6 protein-coding genes and 2 pseudogenes are annotated in these 5,114 nt (G+C 69.0%); 7 read left to right on the plus strand and 1 reads right to left on the minus strand.

The annotated features are described in order from the left end of the window. From AB0442_RS41325 to AB0442_RS41355, 7 genes and pseudogenes are all read left to right on the plus strand, one after another. On the plus strand, window positions 1-252 hold a 252-nt coding region (locus AB0442_RS41325; RefSeq protein ID WP_366168679.1), incomplete at its 5' end, for an ABC transporter permease subunit. A gap of 629 nt (window positions 253-881) precedes the next feature. Continuing rightward, window positions 882-1,055 (plus strand): hypothetical protein, encoded by a 174-nt coding sequence (locus AB0442_RS41330; protein ID WP_366168680.1) that lies wholly within the window; start codon window positions 882-884, stop codon window positions 1,053-1,055. A 585-nt stretch (window positions 1,056-1,640) separates the two neighbouring features. Beyond that, a pseudogene (locus tag AB0442_RS41335) lies at window positions 1,641-1,838 on the plus strand (restriction endonuclease); the annotation flags it as partial. Between the two features lie 232 nt (window positions 1,839-2,070). Further along, on the plus strand, window positions 2,071-2,271 hold the full coding sequence (locus tag AB0442_RS41340; protein ID WP_366168685.1) for a hypothetical protein: 201 nt from the start codon (window positions 2,071-2,073) through the stop codon (window positions 2,269-2,271). Between the two features lie 496 nt (window positions 2,272-2,767). After that, window positions 2,768-3,205: a winged helix-turn-helix domain-containing protein gene (locus AB0442_RS41345; protein ID WP_366168681.1), complete on the plus strand. Its 438-nt coding sequence runs from the start codon at window positions 2,768-2,770 to the stop codon at window positions 3,203-3,205. Further along, entirely contained in the window at window positions 3,202-3,783 is a 582-nt protein-coding gene (locus AB0442_RS41350; RefSeq protein ID WP_366168682.1) for a transposase, read from the plus strand. The genes AB0442_RS41345 and AB0442_RS41350 overlap by 4 nt, the downstream gene beginning before the upstream one ends. 19 nt (window positions 3,784-3,802) lie before the next feature. Further along, window positions 3,803-4,073, plus strand: a pseudogene (locus tag AB0442_RS41355) (IS110 family transposase); the annotation flags it as partial. Between the two features lie 131 nt (window positions 4,074-4,204). On the opposite strand, the gene AB0442_RS41360 reads toward AB0442_RS41355, so the two are convergent. After that, window positions 4,205-4,510: a protease inhibitor I42 family protein gene (locus AB0442_RS41360; RefSeq protein ID WP_366168683.1), complete on the minus strand. Its 306-nt coding sequence runs from the start codon at window positions 4,508-4,510 to the stop codon at window positions 4,205-4,207. Between the last annotated feature and the right edge of the window lie 604 nt (window positions 4,511-5,114).

A 5,114-nucleotide genomic window follows, 5' to 3' on the forward strand; every position in this document is an offset into this window, starting at 1 on the left:
GCCCCGATCATCGTCGTGGCCACCATCGCGCTCGGCACCTACATCGCCCTGGAGGCCACCCTGAGCTTCCTCGGCGTCGGCCTCAAGCCGCCGACCGTCTCCTGGGGCATCGACATCTCCTCGGCCTCGGCGACCTTCCGCAACGCCCCGCACATGCTGCTCTACCCGGCCGGTGCCCTGAGCATCACCGTCCTGGCGTTCATCATGCTCGGCGACGCCGTCCGCGACGCACTCGACCCGAAGCTGCGCTGAGAGGCCCCCTCGGGGGGGCCAGAACGGGGCGGGGCCGTGGCCGCGGATGGTGAGTGTGGCAGTGGGACGCTCCAGGTCCTCGACGAGGAACGTGCCTGTGCTGTCGCCGACGACCAAGCGCAGGGCTTCGGCGTACAGGACGGTCTCGGCGTCGGTGTCCCTGTCGAAGTGCAGGCGCCCGGCCCACTACTCTGGGCCGGCCGGCTGGGGTGCGGGGCTGCTGGCAGGGCCGCCATCGGCCCAGCTGCGCAGGTTCGCGCGGCAGCGGTAGATGTCGTCGTCGGCGTGCACTACGGCATCGCCCTGGTGGAAGCGCGGTTCCATGAGGCCAGTCTCCGCCCGGCCGTCCCGGCGTGGCCCTCGGCGACACGGACCCGCACCGGCCGTCACCCGCCGGGCCGACCGCCGGCCGGCGGAGTGCGATAGCCGGAACGGGCTGCAGCGGGGCGGGGCGGCGGAGCTGACCGGCCTGTGAGAAAGCGGCGTAGGGCGGTGGTAGGGGTGTGGCGTCATCGTGGCGCCCGCGGTTGCCCGTCGGCTGTCGCCGCGCTGTCTCCCGCACCCGCGAGGACGCAGATGCCCCGGCCCGCCACCCATGGTGGAGCCTCTGGTGGGCTGGGAGACGCACCATGGCCATTCCCGCTTCATTTACCCGGTCCGGCGAGCCCTCGCCGCCCGATCCCCAGCTGACGATCGTCCTCACCCGCATCGGCGACGGCGCCGTGTGCTCCTTCGCCTGGGAACTCGACATGTCGAACGAGACCCAGGCGCGCCAGGCCCTGGCCGACGCGCTCGCCGAATAGCCGGCGCTGGTCGCCGTCGAGGCGCACCCGTTCTGGGAGAGCGTGCCGGTCGGCGATCGGGTCGAGGCCCGTACGGGTCTGGTTTTCGAATCAAGCCGCCGTTGACCACTCCGGGGCCCCGCGTGCGAGGGCGCGCCGGGCATGCCGCGCCGACGGGCGCACGCTGCTGTTCGTGTGCTTCCGTGCGCGTCTGTTGTGCCTCGCGTGGCGGCTGGTGTCATGAGTCCTTCGTATGCCAGGTGAAGATCGGGGAGAACGGGTGGGATCGCGCAGGCCGCCGGCACGCCGCAGACAACCAGCACGACGCGGGCGCGGAGGCGGGGGCGGCGGCGGAGGGGCCGCCTTCCTGCTGCTGCTCGGCGCGGCCCTCCTGATCAGCCTGCTGCTCGCCGTGCTGCGCACTGGTGGATCCTGCTGATCCTGCTGCTCGCCGGCGCGGCCGTCGCCGTCGTGGCCGTCCGCGAGCGGATGGTCCGGCGGGCCGTCGCACTCGAGGCACAGCGGCGACTGCGGCTCGCGCTGACCGGGCCCGGCGGCCTCGACGGGATGGGGCACCAGGCGTTCGAGTTCGCGGTGCGCGACCTGATGCGGCGCGACGGCTGCCGGGCCGAACAGGTCGGCGGCGGCGGTGATCAGAGCGCCGACGTCCTGGCCACCGACCCCGCCGGGCGGCGGTGGGTCCTGCAGTGCAAGCACAAGCAGGACCCGCTGCGCGGCTCCGCGGTCGGCGTGGGGGTGCTGTACGCGCTGGTCGGCACGAACGAGCGCGTCCACCGGGCGCAGGTGCCGGTCGTGGTCACCAACGGCCGGTTCACCGGCCCGGCCCGCAAGTGGGGGCTGGAGCAGAACGTCGCCCGACCGCGAGGTCCTGGGCCGCTGGGCCGCCAGTGGCCGGCCCCTGTGGGAACTGCTGCCCCGCATCCTCGCGCCGCGCACCGGCCGCAACAACTGACACCAACCATCCGGGACCCGACCGCGGCTCGGGCACCAACAGACAGGCTTTCAGGTGGGGGACATGGAGTACTCCGTCAGCGCGAGCGTCTTCCTCGCGATCATCATCGTCATCCGGCTCAACCGGCGCACCGAATCGCGTCGGCGTACCGAGGAACAGTTCACCGTGCTCACCAGCGTCGTCTTCGGCATCCTCATTGCTGCCACCCCCTGGGGCCAAGCCGTCCTCCACCTCGTCGACACCGCCACCGAGGCCACCCACTGACCCCTGCCCGCTTCCGAAGCCGGTCGCAGGAGAGGACGCCCAGTGCGGATATCCGGACACGGTCCGGGCTGATCTCCACGCCCGCGGCCTCGCCGATCGGCTGGGCAGGGGCTCGACACCAGCAAGCTCCCGGGCGCTCGTAGGGCGGGAAGCGGGCAAAGCGCACGGTCAATCCTCGGCGTCTGGCCATGCGGTGCCTCCCTCCGCCCTACGCTGGGCGCTGCTGGTCTGAGGGAGGGGCTGATGGTGCTTCAGCGTGCGGTGAGGCGCTTGTGTGTGCGGGCGGGTTCCTGGTGATGGCAGGCATGGTGTACGGCTCAGTGAAGGTGGGGCGACGACTGAGGGTCCGGCTTCGCCCCCGACTCCGGGTCCCTCCTCAAGACAACTGATCTTGCCGGTTCGGGGTGACGGCTGTCCGGTTTGGGTGTAGTGCGGAGATAAGAGGTATCCCGATGGTGGTGGCCTGACCGCGCGGGAGTGGGCCCGGCGGGAGCTGGTGCGCTTGGAGGCCGCCGGCATGTTCGAGCAGGGGATCGCGCCGCCGCAGGTGGCCAAGCGGCTGCGGGTCTCACGGAAGTCGGCCTATGCCTGGCATGCGTGTTGGGTGGCGGGCGGCGTGGAGGCGTTGGCATCCAGGGGGCCGAGCGGGCGGCCGTCCCGGATGAAACCCGAGTGGCGGGCCTGGCTGGAGGAGGCGCTGGAGCAGGGACCGGCCGCGCACGGTTGGGTGGAGGACCAGCGCTGGACGCTGGCGAGGGTGGCGACGGTGATCGCGCGCCGTTTCCATGTGCGGTTCAGCATCAAGCAGACCGCGCGGATCCTGCACGAGATGGGCTTCAGCGTGCAGGTGCCGCAGCACCGGGCCGTCGAGCGGGACGAGCGGGCGGTGGCGACCTGGGTGAAGGAGACCTGGCCGCGGGTGGAAAGACGGTGAGAGACCGGGACGCGTGGCTGTGCTTCGAGGACGAGGCCGGGCAGGGCCTGCGCCCGCCGAAGGCGCGGACCTGGTCCCGTCGCGGACACACGCCGGTGGTGGACGTGACGGGCAGCGGCTCGGGGCGGATCTCGCTGGCCTCCATGATCTGTGTCCGGCCCGGAGAGCGGGCCCGTCTGGTCTTTCGGATGCTGGTCCATCACCACCGCAAGGGCGAGAAGAAGGGTTTCGAAGAACTGGATCTGGCTCGGCTGCTGGACGCGGCCCACCATCAGCTCGGCGGCCGTGACATCGTGCTGATCTGGGACAACGCCACGATCCACAAGGACGCCGCGATGCGCGCTCTCCTCGCCGCGTGGCCGTGGCTGACGGCCTACCGGCTCCCGCCGTACTGCCCGCAACTGAACCCCGACGAGGGCGTCTGGGCACATCTGAAGAGGTCCCTGGGCAACCTCGCCGCCGGCACCACCGACCAACTCGCCGCCCAGGTCCGTACCCGGCTGAAGAAGATGCAGTACCGCCCCGATCTCCTCGACGGCTTCATCGCCGAGACCGGACTGGCTCTCACACCAGCATGACGTCACCCCGAACCGACAAGGTCAGAAGCAGCACACCGTCCAGGCCCGCTACGTCCGCAACGACCGCCTTGCCGACGCCCTCCACAAACAGGCCTTCTCGGCCCTGAACACTTCACCCGGCGCACGCCACTACTACGAAAAGCAGCGCCCACAACGCCGGCTACAACCCCGCCCTCCGCCAGCTCGGCAACCGCCTCGTCGGCATCCTCCACGGCTGCCTCAAAACCCGCACTCCCTACGACGAGGCGACCGCCTGGTCACACCACGCAACCCTCGCCCCAGCCGCTTGACACCCCTACGACATGGGATGTCTCATACGCGACCAGCGGACCTTCACCACCGAGCCGCCCCGACGCGATCCCGCAGCGGCATAATCCCGTCACCGTCCGCTACCCAAACCCTTGACAAACCCGATTGGGGATCAGTCAGCAAACGTGACTTCGACGGCTCGTCGTTCGATCGGTTCGGGGTCCCATTGACGTCGGAGGCCGAAAGTGAGTCGGAGGGGCTCCGTTCCAAGCACGTCGAGGTGGAATATTCGCATTCCGCTACCACCTGCCAGTCGCTCAGAGGAACGGATTTCTTCAAATATTGAGCCAGCTACGTGAGCGCGATTGTTTTCACTTTCGAGCTCCCATCGATATCCGGTCGTAGGTGATTCCGGAAGTACAATCTCAACCGATCCGTCGAACGCAGTTACTTCCGAGGTCGGACCTTCGCGTGCCATCTTTCGTCTCCATCCGAGGCCTCATGCACCCTGCCCACTCCGGGAAGAGTTCGCCGTGTTTTCGCTTCATGAGACCGGTCGATCACTCGGTGACATCGCGAGGTGACACTACTGTTGGCCCCTGGGGCTGCAATCCTTGAGGAAAGCCTACATCCGGCGGCACTGCAACGAGTGCTTGTGCAGGGACTCCTGAACGGGCACTCCGCGGGCCCGCCAGCCGCAAGACCGAGGAGAATTCAGTCCTGTCCATGCCGACCCGCAAGCATGGGGTCCTGGTCGGCGAACGACCGGCCCTCTGCGTGGCGCTCCGTCAGCGTCGCGTTGCAGTCAGGCATGAGGGCCTTCCGACCCGGTACGGATTTCGTAATCCGTACCGGGCCGGAAGGCCCTCACCCGTTTCAAGACCTCAGAACTGGAGTCTCCAATCTGTGGAGGACCACTTCATGAGGTCGGTTCACTGGTACCAGAAGTTGTCTCTGACGGTTCCGTTGATGCCGGTCCACCACAGTTCCATGCTGTTGGGGATGCGGGACACCGCCGAGACACCACCAGTGAGCGAGGCGCTCCCCTCGGGAGCCAGCTCATAACGCTGCCACTGACCGCC

The sequence above is a fragment of the Kitasatospora sp. NPDC085895 genome (genome assembly GCF_040702125.1).
GTDB lineage: Bacteria > Actinomycetota > Actinomycetes > Streptomycetales > Streptomycetaceae > Kitasatospora > Kitasatospora arboriphila.